General features: G+C 46.4%; 21 protein-coding genes. 14 read left to right on the top strand and 7 right to left on the bottom strand.

Going from position 1 to position 18351, the window contains the following annotated elements:
- Positions 1–2: 2 nt before the first annotated feature.
- Genes OM95_RS04465 through OM95_RS04455 form a run of 3 tightly spaced genes read left to right on the top strand, consistent with a single transcriptional unit; the run spans position 3 to position 2259 of the window.
- Positions 3–884 (top strand): metal ABC transporter substrate-binding protein, encoded by an 882-nt coding sequence (locus OM95_RS04465; RefSeq protein ID WP_041870773.1) that lies wholly within the window; start codon positions 3–5, stop codon positions 882–884.
- Positions 881–1450, top strand: coding sequence for an ATP-binding cassette domain-containing protein (locus OM95_RS04460; RefSeq protein WP_041870771.1), 570 nt, complete (start codon positions 881–883; stop codon positions 1448–1450). Before OM95_RS04465 ends, OM95_RS04460 begins: the two co-directional genes overlap by 4 nt.
- A complete protein-coding gene (locus OM95_RS04455; RefSeq protein WP_041870769.1) occupies positions 1447–2259 on the top strand; it encodes a metal ABC transporter permease in 813 nt (270 codons plus the stop codon). The genes OM95_RS04460 and OM95_RS04455 overlap by 4 nt, the downstream gene beginning before the upstream one ends.
- On the opposite strand, the gene OM95_RS04450 is transcribed toward OM95_RS04455, so the two are convergent.
- The gene (locus OM95_RS04450) at positions 2244–3674 is read right to left on the bottom strand and encodes a cyclic nucleotide-binding domain-containing protein (protein WP_041870767.1); all 1431 of its coding nucleotides are present in this window, start codon (positions 3672–3674) and stop codon (positions 2244–2246) included. The genes OM95_RS04455 and OM95_RS04450 overlap by 16 nt on opposite strands.
- Before the next feature lie 114 nt (positions 3675–3788).
- Here OM95_RS04450 and OM95_RS04445 point away from each other — a divergent pair, with 114 nt between their 5' ends.
- Complete coding sequence (locus OM95_RS04445) at positions 3789–4520, top strand: prolipoprotein diacylglyceryl transferase (RefSeq protein ID WP_291515604.1); 732 nt, start codon at positions 3789–3791, stop codon at positions 4518–4520.
- Here the strand turns inward: OM95_RS04445 and OM95_RS04440 are convergent.
- Positions 4482–5291 carry a M48 family metalloprotease gene (locus OM95_RS04440; protein WP_041870764.1) on the bottom strand — a complete coding sequence of 270 codons (810 nt, stop codon included), beginning with the start codon at positions 5289–5291 and terminating at the stop codon, positions 4482–4484. The genes OM95_RS04445 and OM95_RS04440 overlap by 39 nt on opposite strands.
- A 266-nt stretch (positions 5292–5557) precedes the next feature.
- Here OM95_RS04440 and OM95_RS04435 point away from each other — a divergent pair, with 266 nt between their 5' ends.
- The 10 genes from OM95_RS04435 (at position 5558) to OM95_RS17085 (ending at position 12961) form a co-directional block, all read left to right on the top strand.
- Positions 5558–6280 (top strand): hypothetical protein, encoded by a 723-nt coding sequence (locus OM95_RS04435; protein WP_041870762.1) that lies wholly within the window; start codon positions 5558–5560, stop codon positions 6278–6280.
- Positions 6281–6325: 45 nt separating this feature from the next.
- Positions 6326–6544 carry a DNA gyrase inhibitor YacG gene (locus OM95_RS04430; protein WP_041870760.1) on the top strand — a complete coding sequence of 73 codons (219 nt, stop codon included), beginning with the start codon at positions 6326–6328 and terminating at the stop codon, positions 6542–6544.
- A gap of 159 nt (positions 6545–6703) precedes the next feature.
- Positions 6704–6976, top strand: a complete 273-nt coding sequence (locus OM95_RS04425) for an HU family DNA-binding protein (RefSeq protein WP_041870758.1) — start codon at positions 6704–6706, stop codon at positions 6974–6976.
- Positions 6977–7108: 132 nt separating this feature from the next.
- On the top strand, positions 7109–8077 hold the full coding sequence (gene pfkA, locus OM95_RS04420; protein ID WP_041871068.1) for a 6-phosphofructokinase: 969 nt from the start codon (positions 7109–7111) through the stop codon (positions 8075–8077).
- Positions 8078–8180: 103 nt separating this feature from the next.
- The gene (locus OM95_RS04415; protein ID WP_041870756.1) at positions 8181–9302 is read left to right on the top strand and encodes an ABC transporter substrate-binding protein; all 1122 of its coding nucleotides are present in this window, start codon (positions 8181–8183) and stop codon (positions 9300–9302) included.
- 9 nt (positions 9303–9311) lie between these two features.
- Positions 9312–10214 (top strand): branched-chain amino acid ABC transporter permease, encoded by a 903-nt coding sequence (locus OM95_RS04410; RefSeq protein WP_041870754.1) that lies wholly within the window; start codon positions 9312–9314, stop codon positions 10212–10214.
- Entirely contained in the window at positions 10214–11188 is a 975-nt protein-coding gene (locus OM95_RS04405; RefSeq protein WP_291515562.1) for a branched-chain amino acid ABC transporter permease, read from the top strand. Before OM95_RS04410 ends, OM95_RS04405 begins: the two co-directional genes overlap by 1 nt.
- The gene (locus OM95_RS04400) at positions 11169–11945 is read left to right on the top strand and encodes an ABC transporter ATP-binding protein (protein WP_041870752.1); all 777 of its coding nucleotides are present in this window, start codon (positions 11169–11171) and stop codon (positions 11943–11945) included. The genes OM95_RS04405 and OM95_RS04400 overlap by 20 nt, the downstream gene beginning before the upstream one ends.
- Entirely contained in the window at positions 11942–12655 is a 714-nt protein-coding gene (locus OM95_RS04395; RefSeq protein ID WP_041870750.1) for an ABC transporter ATP-binding protein, read from the top strand. Before OM95_RS04400 ends, OM95_RS04395 begins: the two co-directional genes overlap by 4 nt.
- 39 nt (positions 12656–12694) lie before the next feature.
- On the top strand, positions 12695–12961 hold the full coding sequence (locus tag OM95_RS17085) for a hypothetical protein (protein ID WP_291515561.1): 267 nt from the start codon (positions 12695–12697) through the stop codon (positions 12959–12961).
- Here OM95_RS17085 and OM95_RS04390 read toward each other — a convergent pair.
- The 5 genes from OM95_RS04390 to OM95_RS04370 form a co-directional block, all read right to left on the bottom strand.
- The gene (locus OM95_RS04390) at positions 12958–14370 is read right to left on the bottom strand and encodes an ATP-binding protein (RefSeq protein WP_291515560.1); all 1413 of its coding nucleotides are present in this window, start codon (positions 14368–14370) and stop codon (positions 12958–12960) included. The two genes, OM95_RS17085 and OM95_RS04390, sit on opposite strands and share 4 nt — an antisense overlap.
- A complete protein-coding gene (locus OM95_RS04385; RefSeq protein ID WP_041870746.1) occupies positions 14351–15025 on the bottom strand; it encodes a response regulator transcription factor in 675 nt (224 codons plus the stop codon). The genes OM95_RS04390 and OM95_RS04385 overlap by 20 nt, the downstream gene beginning before the upstream one ends.
- A 280-nt stretch (positions 15026–15305) precedes the next feature.
- Positions 15306–16589 carry a flagellar hook protein FlgE gene (locus OM95_RS04380; RefSeq protein ID WP_041870744.1) on the bottom strand — a complete coding sequence of 428 codons (1284 nt, stop codon included), beginning with the start codon at positions 16587–16589 and terminating at the stop codon, positions 15306–15308.
- A 191-nt stretch (positions 16590–16780) separates the two neighbouring features.
- On the bottom strand, positions 16781–17212 hold the full coding sequence (locus OM95_RS04375; protein WP_041870742.1) for a TIGR02530 family flagellar biosynthesis protein: 432 nt from the start codon (positions 17210–17212) through the stop codon (positions 16781–16783).
- Complete coding sequence (locus OM95_RS04370) at positions 17212–18216, bottom strand: flagellar hook capping FlgD N-terminal domain-containing protein (RefSeq protein ID WP_041870740.1); 1005 nt, start codon at positions 18214–18216, stop codon at positions 17212–17214. Before OM95_RS04370 ends, OM95_RS04375 begins: the two co-directional genes overlap by 1 nt.
- Positions 18217–18351: the final 135 nt, after the last annotated feature.

Raw genomic sequence — 18351 nt, 5'->3', positions numbered from 1 at the left:
CTATGAAAAGTTTTATTTTTGCGATGGGCGTCTTCTGTGCTTCCATTTCGCTGGCAAAAATCAAAGTCGTTACCACACTTCCTGAAATTGCCGAAGTCGTGCAAACCATCGGCGGAAACGAGGTCGAAACGCAATCTCTTCTGACAGGCCGTGAAGATGCGCACTACGCAGAAGCTCGTCCCGATTATATTCTTAAGGTCAATCGAGCCGACGTTGTTTGCTCGATGGGATTGGACCTGGAAGTCGGCTGGCTTCCCAAAGTTCTTGAGAAAGCCGGAAATGCGCAAGTACAGCAAGGTGGAAAAGGATTCTGTGTTTTAGGCAACGCCGTGAAACCCCTGGATGTTCCCGTGGGAGTAATCAACCGATCCCTGGGGGATGTGCACGCGCAAGGGAATCCACACTTTAATCTGTCTCCGGCAAAACTGATCGAAGCTGGTGCTGAAGTGCTGCGTGTTCTTTCGGCGCTAGAGCCCGCAAAAGCCACAGAGTTTTCGAAAAATTATGATTCATTTAAAAAAACGATGACTAATTTGCAGACGGAGCTGCAAAAATCCGTGAAAAAGATAAAGGTCATGGAATACCACAAGGAGTTCACATATTTTTTCAATGTCTACGGCATTGAATCTTTGGGGTCGTTGGAAGAAAAACCCGGAGTCCCCCCTTCCGCGGCCCGCCTGGCCCAGGTGGCAAAACTTGCGAAAGAAAACCATGTTGCCATTTTATTTGCCACGCCGTCGGCACCTCACAAAGCTTTGGAAAGATTTACGGAACTTTCCGGTATCCCCGTGGTGACAGTTCCGTCGTACGTGCAAACTTCCGGCAGTTCAGCAGCTAAGACGATTGAAGGTCTGCAAAAATTGTTGGTAAAATCTCTTCCATGAGAAAAGTTCTTGAAGTTCGAAATTTAAAGGCGCTCAGCCGAGAAGGAAGTTCTCTTTCTCCGTCGGTGGATTTTGATCTTCAAGAGGGAGACGTGCTTTTCTTACGCGGCGACAACGGCTCGGGAAAAAGTTCTGTTTTAAAGACCCTCTTAGGCTTGCACAAACACTATGAAGGACGCTTTCAATTTTCTATTTCCGAACAGGAAATCCAATATCTTCCGCAGCTAGGAAGTTTGAATTTCCATTTGCCTTTGACCTTGCAGGACATGCTTCCAGAACCCGCGCGCGATCTTTCTGTTCTTAAGGGACTTGACCTCAGTAAAAAGTGGAACACGGCCAGTGGTGGTGAACGTCAGAAAGTTCTATTGGCCGCCGTTATCGCAAAAAATCCAAAAATTTTAGTTTTGGATGAGCCCTTCAACCATGTCGATAAAGATTCGATTCAAACTCTGGAAGAAGCTTTGGCGCAATTTTTAACGAAGAATCCCCAGAGTTCTTTAATCATCGTTTCTCACCGTGCCTTCGTGCAAAGCTGGCCCACGGTTAAGTTTGTGGAGATCCGATGAGCTCATTCCTGGACTTACTAAAAATCTATCAGTGGGCGCTTCCAGCTAGTGTGGTTATGGCGACGGTCCTGGCGCTGATCGGAGGCCAGTGGACAGCGCGAGCCAAGAGCACGCAAATCTTTGTCCTGGGGCAAGGTTCTTCATTAGGCATCGTGCTTGGGTTTGTTCTTAATTTAATTTTAGGGACGGACTTTCATAGTCTGAATCTTATTCTGGGTCTTTGCTTGGGTTGGATTACTTTGCTTATTTCGGACTTCTGGATTGAGTCCCGAGCCGATCGTAATCATATTTATTTGACTCTTTTCGTATTCTTTCTGTCTTTGACCTATCTTATCACCTCGATCACTCCCGCATTAGAGTCACATATGGCGGCCGCCTATTTCGGAGACATTGCCGTCATGAGTGACAAGGCTGCGCAAATGAGCCTGGTGGCGGGAGCCGCCTTTGGCGCCTTTCTTTTCTGGCGTTGGCAAGAGCTCTCGATGATTTCCTTTCAGTTGGTTAATCACAGCTTCATTCATCGCAATCATAGAAATAAGATCTTTGATATTGGAACATTGATTTTAACGACGGTGGCGGTGCAGAGCATGGGATATCTTTACACCATGGGATCATTGTTCATTGCGACCAGCTTTGCGTCTTTGCGAAGCAAAAATCTTCAGTCTTATACAACAAAGGTTGTTGTCATTGCCTCTTTGGGAAGTGTTTTGGGATTTGCGGTTTCGCTGGCATCCACGGAATTACCCACGGTGCCTTGTATATTGATCGGGCAAATGCTGATCGGCTTTTTAAGTTACACGAAGAAATAGTGGAATGAAGGCTGAGCTTCGCGCTTTTGACCGTCAACATTAAACAAACAGATCACTTCGGTGCGCACGCCTTTTTTCACGTTGAACACCGTCAGATCCGCATTCTCAATAATCTGATGCAATCCTCGACCGGCCCCACCTTTTTCTTTATTCATACTGCCGGCTTGGCCGTTATAACAGCTTAAAAGATAGTCCACGATGATGTTTTTTGTTAACGAACCAAATGGATCTTTCACCGACACTGCCAACAAAACGCCGTCACTGGCAAAGGTCAGTAAGGACTGCTGGTGGGTGTCCAGTTTAACTTCTTCTTTACGGGAAATGTGATTGAAGATGGACTTTCCCTGCGCATCCACAGGCGCATCATAGATGGCATTCATCAGCATTTCTTCAACCACAGTATTTACGCGATCAAGCACTGTGCTGCGAATACCCATCTTCTTAAAATAGGCGTAAATATCTTCACGAAGTGCTTCCCGCTGCCCAGAATGGGTCACGGCGCGACTCTGCACCTCTACTCCCCAGGTCAGGTATTTTTCAATACCAAAAAGATCTTTATTCAACAATTTACTTAAAGCCGTAAGAACATAGCGTATCGTCGCATTTCTATCTTCCGCATCGCGAGAGATAATGTGTTCGACGAAACGATTTTTCTCCAGGACTTGCAGATTACCCTGCACATTCTTATTAGTAAGCAAAACAGCATAGGGAGCGGATTTTTTATCCTGCACATCCTTCAGCACGTCCACGCAGTCTTCTTCACAAAGAACGATGTCATACTTATTTTCGGTCAAGAAAGAGTGTCCCATCGCCGAGTCGCTGGCGATATCCAACTGCACACCGGTGCCACCCAAAGCCATGCGGATCGGTAACTGCTGCTTTTTATCGGGTTCAACCAAAAGAACCCGTCCTCCACCACTTTGTTCAATGGCGCTTTGTGCCTCATGCAATTCTCGATTGAGAATCTCAAAAAGGCGGGCTTTTTCGTTGGTTCGCATCAGTCGCTCGGTCAAAATGAAACAGTAGATCTGATACAAAAGAGCCTGGAAACGATCTTTGTCTTTCGGATGAACATGGCCAAAATCCTCAGAGCGAATGACAAAGCATTCGACCGGAGTCAAAGCCTTCACCGTCGTGGAGGTCAGATTTGAAGTGATGACACTCATTTCACCAAAAACTTCGCCGGGTGTGCTTAAAGTCGCGATCACTTCGCCCGCCAGCGCGACTTCGACAGAACCCGCTCTAAGAAAAAAAAGAGATGTGTTCTTTTTTCCTTCTTGAAGAATAAGGCTTCCCGCCGGAATAGTTTCCAAATGAATCATTGCTGAGGCCTGTAGAAGCAAATCCTCACTGAACGATTTGAAGAACGAGAAACTTTTAATTTCCTTAGCAATTTCGGCAGGGTGCAACTTCATATATTGTCATTATGTAATTAGTTGTCAGGGCTTGACCAGAATCGAGTTGAATATTTTAGGGAATAAAAGAAAATTAAGTCTATCGTCGGTGTAGGCGGAGGTTTTTTGTATCCTGTGATTCCTCTTTCATCCCATTTTGCAGTTCCCACCTACTACTTAATTTTAAGTATGACGGTGAGTATTTGCCTTTGGTGGCTGGTGCAGCGATCGCACTCATTGGGGCTTTCGCGACGGTTGACGCTAGACTTAAGTCTTATCGTGATGGTCTCGGGGTTCATCGGGGGCCGTCTTTTTCACGTGTTTTACGAAGACTTTCCTTACTATCGTGAAGAACCAACTCGCGTCCTGCAAATATGGAATGGCGGATTTGTCTTTTATGGCGGGGCGCTGCTCGCAGGATTTGCGGCCATCATTTATTTGTTTCTTAAAAACAAATCCCAGCTTGAAAACTATCTGGATATGTTTGCTCCGGTCCTTTCGTTTTCTTACGTCATGGGTCGCATCGCTTGCCTGTTGGCGGGATGTTGCTTCGGAAAATACTGCGAACTGCCATGGGCCTATGGGGGACGACACCCCACACAAGCTTACGCCGCCGCTTGGGAGCTGGGCGTTTTATTTATTCTTTTAGGTCTGGAAAAAGCTCCTCGAAAACGAGTCGGAGCTGTTTTTTATATCTGGATGATTCTGCATGCGATTGGACGCCTGATTATGGAATTCTTCCGCGACGACTTCCGCGGCCCTTCTTTAGGAATGTCCATTTCAAGTTGGATCAGCTTCTTGATTATCGCGTTGGGATTTTATTTTCTTTTACGGAAGCCAACACACCGGAGCACGACAAGCTCCTAATTGACAAAGACTGCCTTGCACAAAGCTATCCATACGACATTGATCCGAAGGATAGGTGTTACGAATCAGCTCTGAAGCAGCCGGCGCGGGAGTGAACAGACTGACCGGCGTATATTCCCGGTAGGAGTATTTTTGCAGCAGTCGCACCATTTCTACGCCAGCCTGCAAGGTCTTTTCGCACAGCTCGTTTTGCTCACACACCTTTTTTACGTCTTCGTCGATGGATGACACGAGGTCAGGGTAGGCACTTAGTAATTCCGGTAAACACACAGAAGCGGCGTAATAGTCCGACTGGCCTTCAATCGAAGCCCAGTCCGAGCCCGGAATAGTTTGGCGGGGCTCGCCGCCAAGAATATGACCGAGCTCATGACAAAGAATCGCCGCTAAAGCCGCTTTAGTTGCTCCGGGCGCGCGCACCATTCCACCCCAAACAGAGATCTGCATAAAATCTTCTTTTTGCTGCGCGAACGCCGCGAAGTAAGGACTTTGCCACTCGTAGGGGATGATCAGCTTTTTTCCTGTCGCATCTTGCACTTTGGCCATATTTTTTACCAGAAACTGGCCAAGCAACTGCGCATAATCAATCTCGGTCAGACCAGAGACGTTCTTGGAGCCCACCGGAAGATAGAAGTATCCTGACGTGGATTCTTGTACTTGCACACGTTGACCAGTTTTGCTTTTAAATAAAACGCGCGGCGACTGCGCCATCGCCAGAAGAGCCATCAGAAGAACAGCTCCAAGAATGTAAGGTAAATACTTTCGCTGGATCATAACGGGGCACCTTATCACAGATCTGCTGTTTTCTCGACGGAAAAGATTCCAATTGGTATTCCTAAAAACGGCGCTTTTCCGAGTGAAAATAAGCTTGTCTCATTTTGAGATTTTCCTGATGTGACACAAATTGACCCCGCTCACTAAGGTTTAAACACTTGCCCCGCCTTCAGCACGAAAATAGCGCGGACTCATCGACACACTTATGTGGCATGACTTCTGTATTGCAGATTAGATGTAGAAGTTTATTTAGAAAGAGGTTTGTTATGAAAAAGCTCTTAGCATCCTTAGTTGCGATGATGTCTGTCGCGGCGGTGATGGCTGGCTGTAGCAATGGTGATGGGGGTGGAACCACAACTTACACCTGCCCTACTGGCTATGTGTACAACGGCGCCTACTGCGTGTGGGTGAATGGTTCAAACCCTGGAACCGGAACTATCACAGGCCCTGTACAATATTATGACTTCAATCGTTCCTACGTGAACAATTGGGGCGGAGTATCCACTGTCAATGGCGACATGACGATCGTAAATTCGGGCGCCTACAAACAATTCCTTAAAGAAGCGATGGCTGTGTGTGACAGAAACATCTGGGGCTGGAATGGCGGTCTTTCAGATTGTAACAACTGGGTTTCTGGTTCATTCAAAGTTGCATTTTCCATGGACAGTTCGATGCGACCAGCGGTGCGCTTCGAAGCTTATCCGGCTCCAAGTTTCTTCCAATGGAACTTCAGCTTGGGTTGGGATGCCGGTGGCGTTGCGTTCAATCCGCTTGTTTTGAACTCGAACAACACATTCAGCTTGATCAATAACAGTAAAGGTTTTGAGATCCGTGCGCAGGGTTCTTACTGGAACGGCGGCGGTTTACGCTTGATCCAAATCCAAGTTCTTCAGGGAACTTTGCAAGACGGTTACTTCACCTATGATCTTTATTACCCGTACAACAACGTCGCAACGAAGTTCGCAACAGGTAAATTTAAAAGATACTAAGCTCTGCGTCTTGCACTCGCGGCAAGACTCAGCAAAGATTCACTTATGACAGAACCTCAAAAACCAAGACAAGTTAAATGCCCGCAGTGCGGGCGTTTAGCGTTGTACTCACCAGAAAATCCTTTTCGTCCCTTCTGCTCAGAACGATGCCGCATCATCGATCTTGGCGCGTGGGCCAGCGAAGAATACAAAATTCCCGTCAAAGATTCTTCAAGTGATGCTTTAAGTATGGACGACGAAGATTCTTCTGAAGACATGCACTGATGCGGCTGAAACGCGCACTCAGAGTCGTTTTCACATTTTGCTATTGACGAATTTCAGATTTTGCATTTTCATGACGATGTCATTGGATGACGAAGAGTTATCATCACGATTTTTATTTACAACGACGGACACACAAAGGTGTCTCAAAGAGGAGTTCACATGAACAAAGCTCAACTTATCGAAAAAATCGCTACTGAAACAAAAGTTTCTAAAGCTCAAGCTGAAATGATCCTTGATTGCGCAGTAGAAAACATCAAAAAATCAGTTAAAAAAGGCGACGACGTTAAACTTGTTGGCTTCGGTACTTTCACTAAAGCAAAACGCAAAGCTCGCACTGGTCGCAACCCACAAACTGGTAAAGCAATCAAAATTCCAGCTGCTTGGGCTCCAAAATTCCGCGCTGGCGCAGAATTCAAATCAATGGTGAAGTAATCGTTTAAAAACGATTCCGATCATTAAAAGGCGTTCCATCGGAACGCCTTTTTTATTTCCCCTCTCCCAAATGAACTTGGCTTTTCGAACGCAGATCGGTAGCCTTACTCCATGGCTCAGTTTAGCAAAAAAATTCAAAAGATCGGTGTCTATACAAGCGGTGGCGACGCCCCGGGAATGAATGCCGCGATTCGTGCGGTTGTTCGCGTTGGGATTGCCCAACACCTCGAGGTCTATGGCATCCAAAATGGCTACGTCGGAATGATGGAAAATAAAATTTCGCAACTGCATCTGCGTGATATGGCGAACATCATTCAACGTGGCGGCACTATTTTAAAAACAGGCCGCTCTACCGAATTTATGAAGCCTGAGGGCCGAGCTAAAGCAGCACAACATCTCAAAGCCGCCGGCATTGACGCCTTGGTGTGTATTGGTGGCGACGGATCTTTTCGCGGAGCACACGCCCTGTGGGAAGAACACCAAATTCCAATCGTGGGTGTGCCTGGAACCATCGACAATGACATTTACGGCAGCGACAAAACAATTGGTTTTGATACCGCAGTGAACACGGCTTTAGAGGCTATTGACCGCATTCGTGACACCGCAGCCTCCCACGATCGACTTTTTATTGTTGAGGTGATGGGGCGCAATTCGGGCTTTATCGCATCACATGTGGGTCTTGCGGGAGGAGCCGAGGAAATCTTCACGCCTGAGGGTAATACGACGGTGGAAAAGGCTTTGGACCGTATCAAAGATGCCATCGCTCGCGGAAAAACCAGCAGTATTCTTATCACGGCGGAAGGGCAAAAGCCGGGCCGCGCCTATGATCTTGCTGATGCCATTCGCAAAAAATCAGGCATGGATGCGAAAGTCTGTATTTTAGGTCATCAACAGCGTGGCGGCTCACCGACAGCCGCGGATCGAATACTGGCCAGCCGCATGGGAGCTGCCGCAGTCGATTCACTGCTTAAAGGATATTGCGACATTATGATCGGCACTGAGGGTGAACGCCTGGTGCAAGTGCCTTTGGATCTTGTGACTAAGAATGAAAAGAAGACCCAGTTGGATCTGCTTTCTTTAGCAAATATTCTTGCGACTTAAGGCTTCCTCCGAAGCCTTTCTTCTGCCTTTTTATCTTGACCAGAGTTTTCGGAACTTGAATTCTAGAGTGTATCTATTTTGCACACTGAGAAATGAGGTTCCGATGAAACGCCTGCTATTAACTTTGGCTTTGGTGCTTCCGCTGGTTGCGGGATGTACGAAAAAAGAAAATGAAATTGTTATTGGTGAATATGACTCTTTGACCGGAAGTGATGCCACTTTTGGGTTGAGTTCAAATAAAGGCGTTCGCTTGGCCCTAGATGAGGTGAATGCTGCCGGGGGCATCAAAGGAAAGAAAATTTCCTTGGTGACTTTGGATGACCAAGGCAAAAACGAAGAAGCCGCTGCGGCGGTGACCCGTCTGATCAACCAAAACAAAGTTGTCGCTATCATCGGCGGTGTTGCCAGTGGTCGCTCCAAAGCGGCAGGTCCTATCGCCCAAAATGCCAAAGTTCCATTTCTTTCTCCCGCTTCGACAAATCCCGATGTGACTAAAATCGGCGATTACGTCTTTCGCATCTGCTTCATCGACCCTTTCCAAGGTTTCGTGATGGCGAAATTTGCCAGTGAAAACTTAAAACTTAAAAAAGTGGCGATTCTACGTGACGTGAAAAATGATTACAGTGTCGGCCTGGCGGACGTTTTCGCTGAAGAGTTTAAAAAACGCGGCGGAGAAATCACTAACGACTTAAGCTACCAAGCCGGCGATATCGATTTTAAAGCTCAGCTCACTCAGATCCGCTCAAAAAATCCAGAAGGCATTTATGTTCCGGGTTACTACACAGAAGTAGGATTGATTTCTCAACAAGCTCGTCAGTTGGGTATCAAAGTTCCCCTGATGGGCGGCGACGGCTGGGATAGCGACAAGTTATCAGAAATCGGCAAAGAGGCCGTGAACGGAAATTACTATTCCAATCACTACACAACCGAATCAACAGATCCTTCCGTGACTGAATTTATCAAAAAATTCAAAGCAAAATACAACGAGACTCCCGATGCCTTGGCGGCTCTGGGCTACGATGCAGGAAAAATTCTTGCGGCAGCGATTGAACGTGCTCCCGACTTGTCAGGCAAGTCTATTCGTGATGAACTAGCAAAGACGAAAGATTTTGCGGGCGTGACAGGCAAAATCACCTTGAATGAAAATCGGGACGCGGTGAAAAGCGCGGTGATCATCCAAGTTGACGGAAACAACCGAAAATACATTACGACAATCACGCCATAAGGACGGTGCATGCAGGATTTCATACAACACATTATCAACGGTATCAGTCTTGGTTCTATTTACGCACTGATCGCCCTTGGTTACACGATGGTGTATGGAATCCTGAAAATGATCAACTTCGCCCACTCTGATGTTTACATGGTGGGCGCTTTTGCCGCCTATTATTTTGCCCGTTGGATGGGAATCGAAAACAACCCGGGCATTTCCTCTTTGATCACTCTTCTTCTTGTTTCTATGGTTTGCTGCAGTCTTTTAGGACTGGTCATCGAACGTTTGGCTTATCGACCCCTAAGAAATGCACCGAAATTGAATATTCTGATTACCGCCATCGGTGTCAGTTTGTTTTTGGAATATTCGGGTCAGGTCGTTTTTGGTGCAGATCCCAAAGTCTTTCCTTCCGTCATCAACGACTTCGTTCTTTTTAATATCGGCAACGTCGAACTTAAATCTTTCGACGTCACTGTGCTTGTGGTCAGCATTATTGCCATGGTGGCTTTGCAGTTTCTTATTTTTAAAACCAAAATCGGTCGCGCCATGCGCGCGGTCAGCAGCAACGCTTCGGTCGCTAGCCTTATGGGCGTCAACCCGGATCGAATCATTGCTTTCACGTTCGTTGTCGGCTCGGCCCTCGCGGGTGTCGGCAGCGTTCTGGTCGGCATGAAATACCCTAAAATTGATCCCTTGATGGGAATGATGATCGGCATGAAAGCTTTCGTTGCCGCCGTTCTGGGCGGCATCGGCAATTTGGGCGGTGCGGTTTTGGGAGCCTTGATTATGGGGCTTTCAGAAGAAATGGTTGTCGCCTATCTTTCCAGCACCTATCGCGACGCCCTGGCGTTCGGCATTTTAATTGTGATTTTGATTTTCAAGCCTGCAGGTCTGTTAGGTAAATACTCCGTGGAGAAGGTTTAATGATAAGAACAGTTAAATCTCCCCTTCTGGCTTTTATCACTCTTTGTTTTTTAGGCTTCATTCTAGATTTCGGACTCAATGCCTACTTCCAACTGATTCTGCTTTTTGCGTTGGTGAATTGTCTTTTATCCATGAGCTTGAATCTTGTAAACGGTTACACCGGGCAGTTCTCTTTGGGACATGCTGGTTTCATGGCGATCGGCGCTTACTTTTCCGCTTACGCCAACACTCACTGGGATATTATTCCTCCTTCATTCCAAGCGATCGAATATTTCATTTATTCTCTTGGCGGAGGACTTTTAGCGGCTGTCGCGGGATTCTTAGTCGGCCTGCCCTCTTTAAGACTTAAAGGCGACTACCTGGCCATCGTGACTTTGGGCTTTGGTGAAATTATCCGCGTGGCCCTGCTTAATATGGACTTCTTAGGCGGACCTCGCGGCTATTCGGGGATTCCGGGTTTTGGTTCGTTCCTTTTTTCATTCATTTTTGCTTCTGTGTGGCTGGTCATCTGTTTCTTCACAATCTGGAGAGTGATGCATTCGACATACGGTCGTGGTTTTTTAAGCGTGCGTGAAGATGAAATCGCGGCAGAAGCTATGGGCATTAATACCACCCGAATGAAGGTACGCTCTTTCGTTCTTTCCAGTTTTTTTGCTGGAGTCGCCGGCTCCTTGTTTGCCCACTTTACGAATTTCATCAATCCTTCCTCGTTCACCTTTTTGTTGAGCGTGAATGCCGTCATCATGGTGGTTCTAGGGGGAATGGGATCAATGACGGGATCGATCGTTGCGGCTGTCTTCCTGACCATCCTTCCCGAAGCCTTGCGACCCTTGCAAGAAATTACGGGTGTTGATTTACGCATGGTCATCTATTCGTTGCTTTTGATCCTAGTTATGATCCTTCGTCCCAAGGGCCTCTTTGGCGACAACGAGATCACAGATGTTTGGAGAAAATATGTCCGACGTTCTGCTTGAGGCACGCAAGATCACCATGCAGTTTGGCGGCCTAAAAGCTGTCGACTCTTTAGAGTTTAAAATTCACAAAGGTCAGCTTGCCGGCCTGATCGGTCCTAACGGAGCCGGAAAAACCACTGTCTTCAACATGCTGACCGGAGTTTATCAACCCACATTCGGAGACGTCGCCCTTGAAGGGAAATCCCTGAAGGGTTTAAAGCCCTATGAGATCTCTCATCAAGGCGTGACTCGCACCTTTCAGAATATTCGACTTTTTAAAGGTTTGACGGTTCTAGATAACGTCTTGATCGCTGGCCATCAACACATGCACTATGGAATCTTTGATACTCTTCTGCAAACATCTCGTTTCCGTAAAGCTGAACAAGATTTGCAGGAAAAGGCGATGAGCCTTCTTAAAATTTTCCATTTGGATGAAAAAGCGCACAAACCAGCGTCAGCGTTGCCTTATGGAGAGCAGCGCAAGCTTGAGATTGTGCGCGCATTGGCGACGGACCCGAAGATCATTCTTTTGGACGAACCTGCCGCAGGCATGAATCATTCAGAAACCCATCACTTGATGGAGACTATCGCAAAAATCCGCGAGCAGTTTAAACTAACGGTTCTTCTGATTGAACACGATATGAAACTTGTCATGGGAATCTGCGAAAACATCATCGTTCTAGATCACGGTGTAAAAATCGAAGAGGGCGGTCCGCAAAAAATACAAGGTTCACAAAAAGTGATCGAGGCCTATTTGGGCGTGGAGGAAAAAGAATGACTTCTCCTCTTTTAACTGTCGAGAATCTTGAAGTCTTTTATGGCTCTATTCAGGCCCTGAAGGGCGTCAGCTTTTATGTAAATGAAGGTGAGGTCGTATCTTTAATCGGAGCCAATGGCGCCGGAAAAACCACGACTTTACGAGCGATATCAGGACTGGTGCCCGTGCAGGGGCAGATTTCTTTTGCCAGTCAGAACTTAAACAAAGTGCCTACCTTTAAAAGGGTGAACCTGGGGATTGCCCAATCCCCCGAAGGCCGCGGCGTCTTTCCGCAAATGAGCGTCTACGAAAATCTGGAAATGGGGGCCTACACCCGTTCTGACAAGACGCAAATCAAGAGCGACCTGGATATGTGCTTTGAGCTTTTTCCCAGACTGAAAGAGCGCATTGCGCAAATGGCTGGCACACTTTCGGGTGGCGAGCAGCAAATGTTAGCGATCAGCCGCGCATTGATGGCCAAACCTAAACTGCTTCTTTTGGATGAGCCTTCCTTGGGGTTAGCTCCTTTGATCGTCGCTCAGATCTTTGAGATTGTAAAAAAACTCAATAAAGAAGGCATGACGGTACTTCTCGTAGAGCAAAATGCCCGTATGGCTTTAAAAATATCCCACCGCGCTTATGTTTTAGAAACCGGCCGCGTCGTTATGCAGGATTCCGCACAGAATCTTTTGAATAACGACGAGGTTCGGAAATCCTATTTAGGTGTTTAGTTCGCGTATCAACGCCCTTTAGATTTATGAAGGACCTGTTTGGAAGAATCCATCTCTTTGCTTTTTCTTTTCGCTTCTAAGAAAAAGAAGAGAGAAACAAAAACGACAAGTGGAATAAAAATAAATAGCAGATTAAGAAGCTTTTCACCAAGTTCCATAGGAGCACCCTTCTTTAAGGATGGCGACCCTACCATCAAAAAACTTTCGCCGATTAAAGCGAAACCCTTGGTGTATTCGAATTTGCTTAATAATAACCCAAATGAGATGGGCTTAACAGAACAAAGCGCAATGACTGCGCTTTGTTAGGACATCTTTTGTAAAAGAACCTCAAATTCCGTGCCTTTTCCATCTTTGACCGGACTTCTTACAGAAACCTTCCCATCGTGTGCCTCCACAACCGCTTTCACGAAGGTCAACCCCAAGCCCATGCCGTACTCGGAACGGCTTTTATCGCTGCGATAAAGCTTTTGAAACACCGCACTTTGTTCTTCAGCAGCGATTCCGGGACCGGTGTCGGTCACTCGCAGAATGACATTTTCAGTTTGATTGATTGTTTCGATCTTCACTTCGCCACCCGAAGGCGTGTACTTATGAGCATTATCCAAAAGATTCGCGATCACCCGACTGATGAGACGCGCATCCACCATCGCCCAGTCATGGGCATCCAGTTTTTGCGTGATCTTAATATCTTTTTCCTCAAAAGCCATTTCATACAAACTCATCATTTCTTCGACCAACTGACTGATGAATTTCTTTTCAAGTTTTAGTTTCTTACTACGGTTTTCAGCTTCAGTAATATCTGTAAGCACTTGCAAGAAGTTAAGAATTTTGTCTGAATTTTCAAAACAACTTTGCAAAGCTTCACGATAGGTTTCTATATCCCCTTCGCCCTGCAAGGCCAGCTCCGCACGACCGCGCAGTCGAGTTACCGGAGTGCGAATATCATGCGCCAAGTGATCAAAAGCCTCTTTCAGGCCGTTCACCAGGTTTTCAATTTTATCGAGCATTTTGTTGCAAAGAATTTTGAGCTCTTCAAGTTCGTCATCACTGCCGCCAATCGGGACACGCGTTGACAAGGAACCACTTTCAATCTTTTTCATGGACGTCAGTAGTTCACGGACCGGGCTGAGGGTGTTATTCGAAAGAAATAATCCGCCCAGAAAACCGACCAGGGCAACCGGCAATAACAACCACCAGAAGATTTTCTGTAAGTTGCGCAATTGAACGCCGAGCCCTTCTGTGCTTTTCGCAACGAAAAGTCGGTTCCCCTCTTTCAGAGTTTTTCCGAAGACCAAAAGACTGTCGTTTCTTCTATTCTCAGGCATCGCGAAATCGAAATGCGGGGATCTTTGATTGATCACTTCCGTTTTCAGATCTTCAAAATCAACTGACAGACCGGCCACAGGTTCATGCAGAAAAAGAATTTCTCCTCGTGGCGAAACCAGTCCCACCAGCAGTGACGCATTCGGATCATAGTCAGGAACGTAAGAAAAATAGTTTGTCAGCTCTTTCAGCCCGCTCATTTCGATACGATTGCGGTACTCCTCAAGCTTGGCGCCCAAAACCAGACGCTCCTGATTTTGCAGGGCATGACTGATTTGGAAATATAAAAAGCTGAATATGACGGTCGAACTAAGGATCAGCACTAAAGAGTACGCGAGCGTCAGTTTAGTGCTGATTCGGAAAAGAGTCGGCTTAAGACGACTTAAGAACATATCCTACACCTCTGACCGTATAGATAAGTCGTGTAGGGAAGTCTTTTTCTAACTTGTTTCTTAAACGGCATACCAATACGTCTACCACGTTTGTTTGTGGATCGAAATCATAATTCCAAACTTCCTTTAAGATAGTTTGTTTTCCGATGATTTTATTGGGATTGCTCATGAACAGATCTAGAAGAACGAATTCTCTTTCTTGCAGATCCAACTTGCGCCCTGCACGAACCACTTCGCGATTCAATCGGTTTAACTTTAAGTCTTGGAAAACCAATTGCGTCACTTCAGAGGCCTTTTGCGCACGCTTCAAAAGATTTTTTACGCGAATCTGCAATTCCGCCATGGCAAAAGGTTTCGTCAGGTAGTCATCGCCACCCATGCTCAAACCTTTTAGGCGGTCATCCAACTCGCGCAAAGCACTCAGGATCAGGATGGGCGTATTCACTTCTTTTTCACGCAATGACTTTGCGAAAGTGTAACCGTCCATTTCGGGAAGCATTAGATCAAGTACGATGATGTCGTAATGATTTGTCAAAGCTCTCTCGTAAGCGCGGCGGCCGTTTGATTCAACTTCCACTTCGCCTTCAAGTTCCCCTAAGCCCTGTTTCACGATCGTTGCGATTTCGTTATCGTCTTCAACTACTAAGCATCTCATACAGAGTCACCTTTGTTACGTTCATGTTATTTCTGAGCCCAAGGATATATCAGTTTTGTCTCTAAACAAAAGTCGTATTTGTAATATAATCCTAAAAACACTCCATTATTACAGACATTTAACGGACTTCTTAGAGAGGATTGCAAACATAAAACCAAACGATGCCGTAATCAGGATTGCAAAAGAGTGATTTCACATTTACGCGAGCTGCAAAAATAAAAACGGGCTTCTGGTCAGGAAGCCCGTCGACATGGTCATTAGGTTTTAGTTCAGATTAGTATTATCTCTTAAGCTGGATAACCTCGTTTAAAAGCTCATCTGTCGTCGTGATTGTCTTCGCATTGGCTTGGAAACCACGTTGATTTTGAATCATGTTTACGAATTCCGTAGCCAAGTCTACCGTTGATCTCTCAAGAGACTTTGCGAATAACTTACCACGACCCGCAGAACCCGGTCCGCCCAAAGAAGCCGCGCCCGAATCTCTGGATTCTTTCAAACGGTTGTTACCAACTTTGAACAGAGCTTCCGGATTTTCGAATTTCGCAAGAGCGATCTGCGCAAGGTCAGAGGCCTGTCCATTCGAGTAAACCGCAGTCAAAATACCTTCGTCATTGAATGACAAACCAGTGATTGTTCCTGCCGCCGCGCCATCTTGGTGCCAAGAGATCAGGTCTGAATTCTTACCGTACTGCTTAGTACCTTCCAAACCTTTACCGCCGTCTTTAATGGCGTCACCGAAGTTGATTTTAACTTGTTGATCTTGAAGAGCACCGCCCTTGAAGTTAAAGTTTGTTTCTGTCGTTTCCTGAGAATCCAATTTACCATCAACAGTGAATGTCAACTTACCGGCAACCACCTGAGACAATGCACCTTCATCGCCACCAGTGACTTCTTTACCGTCAACCAACCCTTTGAATTCCCATTCACGGTCAGCCACTTTGTTGAAGAAGAAGCTTACCAAGTGTTTGTTACCTTGAGAGTCAAACATCTCTACGCCTGTAGAGTAGTGAGAAGTGGAATATGGATCTTTGATATCAAATTTCTTAGTCGCTTCCATGCGCGAGTCTAAGTTCAGATCCAATTTCAATTCTTTCGTCGCTTTTGCTGGAATCAACGCGCGAGGGAACTTGATATCTGTCATTTTGTTAACGATATTGCCCTTTTCGTCCGTTGAGAAACCTTGAACTTTTTGGTTATCGTTCGTTACCAAGTAACCTTCACGGTCAAAGTGGAAAGAACCATCACGAGTGAACGATTCACCATCGGATCCTTTTACTTTGAAGTAACCGTCACCAGAAATTGCCAAGTCTGTGACTTTTTCTGTGGCGTCGATATTACCTTGAGTCAAGATTGGGTTTACTGCACCGATCTTCACACCGCGACCGATTTGGTTACCACCAAGAATACCTTTTAAGTTTTTAGAAATGATGTCTTGGAATTCTGCACGGCTTGCTTTGAAACCGATAGTGTTCGCGTTGGCGATGTTGTCCCCGATAACGCCCAAAGCTTCGCCTTGCGCAGTCATACCAGACACACCCGTGTAAAGAGATGAAAGAATACCCATGTGACCTCCATGTCGTTGGCGTCTTCAATCGGAATCCGCCGTTTGGAGGGCCTCCTCTACGAGGACCAGCCCTAAAATTATTTAATTTTTCTAACAAAAGCTAACTAAGCCCGTCCACTCTGTTAACTTCTTTGCGAACTCGCTCAGCCTTCGAGCTCCGCTCTTCAGCCTCCTCCGCGTCCGCGAGCGTGCTAGATAACCACTGTAGAGTCGATGTTCGTGAACACATTTTCTTTCAATGCATTCTTGTCCATGACAGTTACTACCGTGTTGTTCTTCACGCTGACGATCAGTGCCGAATCATTCATTAAAACTAATGAATCCTTGGAACCTTTCGCCGCCGCTCTCGAGATCGCGTCTTGCAGCTTCGTGATGTCCTCGGGTGAATAACTAATTCCCCGAGTTCTCATCCGCTCAATCGCGTGATTCGAGAACTTCACTCCTTCAGCAGCCTTGGCCAGGCCTTGAGGATTCACTTGTCCGATATTCTGTGGCGTCACGCCCGAAATACCGTCCAGGGTATCCTTGAAGGAAGGTCCCTTGCCCAAGTCAGGTTGTTTTATCTTCCCTGGCTGGCTCGGAACAAGTTGATCGAATGTTTGTATCTTCTTTAAATCCACCATTACTTCGCTGTCTCCTTGGCGATTTTCTCCATCATGTCGCGGGACAAACCCACGTTTTTCATGATATTCGATTTTGCCGCAGGAGCGCTAGCAGTGGAAGATGTTTGTTGAACAACATTCCCCTCTTTTTTAGTTTGTCCTAGGGCATCATCATTCTTCAAGTCTAGGTTTGTAACATCATTTACTTTCTGGTCGTTGCTCATAAGACGAGGGTCTGTGATCTTCTTCACATCAGAGAAACGAATCGCCTGATTTCCCACGTGAAGAACAGGGCCTTCTGGTGAATAACTCACACCTGTGATCATTCCTTCGAAGTCTGTTTTCAATCCCATCTTTTTTCCATCGCCCGTTTTTGCTTCGGCGATGAATTGATATTCTCCCGGAGGAGCTTTCATTGCTTTTTCATCCTCACCGTTCCAAGTCAGTTTGTTTTCTCCTGGCTTCAAACCTTTGAGGGTGTAAGAGCGAACTATGTTGCCTTCGGAGTCACGAACTTTCACACTCACTTCCGCCGCTTCCATTGGCAGATTGAATTTGAAATCGTGTTCTTTATCATTCGCGCCACGAACGACTTTCGAAGAATCTCCCGACACAGCCTTGCCGATCAAGTTCAACGCTTGGAAACTTTCAGAAGGCTTTTGTGCATTCTTCAATTCTTCTAAGGTTTTGTTCATGTTCTGCATCTGCTCCAGAGACGAGAAGTTCGCAAGCTGCGCAGCCATCTCGTGACTCTTCATTGGATTCGTCGGATCTTGATTTTTCATTTGGGTCAGCATCAACTTGAAGAACGCATCTTTATCCAAGTTGGGATTTCCCGTTGTACGGGCCTTCTTAGCGGGATCAGTCCAATTGGCATCTACGATCTTATTTAAAACTTCGCCGACGTTTTCGCCGCCAAGTTTATCTTTATCGAGAGCACTGATATTAGAAGCACCGACATTTTCGGCTTTTGTTTGTGTCGCGCCGAATGCGTTTACTCCCAGTTTGGTACTCATGACCGTCATTGAATTCTCCTTCTAAAAAGTTTCTTGCTGCTTCAGCTTGCGCGCCTGCCGGCGCTTCAGCTCTGCCGGCTGCCGCCGGGGCTTCAGCTTATCCGCCTGCCGGCGCTTCAGCTCTGCCGGCTGCCGCCGGGGCTT

The organism is Bdellovibrio sp. ArHS (assembly GCF_000786105.1).
In the GTDB taxonomy this organism is placed as follows: Bacteria; Bdellovibrionota; Bdellovibrionia; order Bdellovibrionales; family Bdellovibrionaceae; genus Bdellovibrio.
Note: the sequence above shows the minus strand (reverse complement) of the source record. Positions and strands in the feature narration are given on the sequence as shown.